General features: G+C 60.1%; 1 protein-coding gene. It reads right to left on the reverse strand.

The window, feature by feature from the left end:
• Positions 1–439 (reverse strand): DUF1302 domain-containing protein (locus D7X55_RS46600; RefSeq protein WP_121725765.1); only part of this gene is annotated, 439 nt, incomplete at both ends.

Genomic DNA, 439 nt, shown 5'->3' on the forward strand with positions numbered 1-439 from the left:
GGTCTGGTCCCAGTCCAATTGGTAGAAGCCATCGACCGACAACGCCTCGGTCAGGTTCTGCGTGAAATAGAACAGGTTCACCGGCACCAGCGCGTCCTTCACCTCGGAACCTGGGCGGCGCAGCGCCGCCAGGTTGAAGGGATTGATGACGTTCAGCCCGCCCTGGATGAAGGTGCTCTCGCCCCAGTTCACTACCTGCTTGCCCAGCCTTGCCGAGCCTGGCTGGCCATCGATGTCGTAGAGGTAGTAGCCAAAGGCGTCGAGCAGCTGGGTACCTGCGGTCTTGGCCGAACGCTTGCGGTTGTTGTCCTCGACCTGCTTGAAGCGCTGGTCATGGTCGCGCAGCGCCGTGTCGTACCAGTAGGTGCCACGCAGGAACACACCCAGGTTGGCATGTTTGAGCTCCAGATCATGGGTACCTTTGAACACTGCCGAAAAT

Source organism: Corallococcus sp. AB049A (genome assembly GCF_003668885.1).
Lineage (GTDB): Bacteria > Myxococcota > Myxococcia > Myxococcales > Myxococcaceae > Corallococcus > Corallococcus interemptor.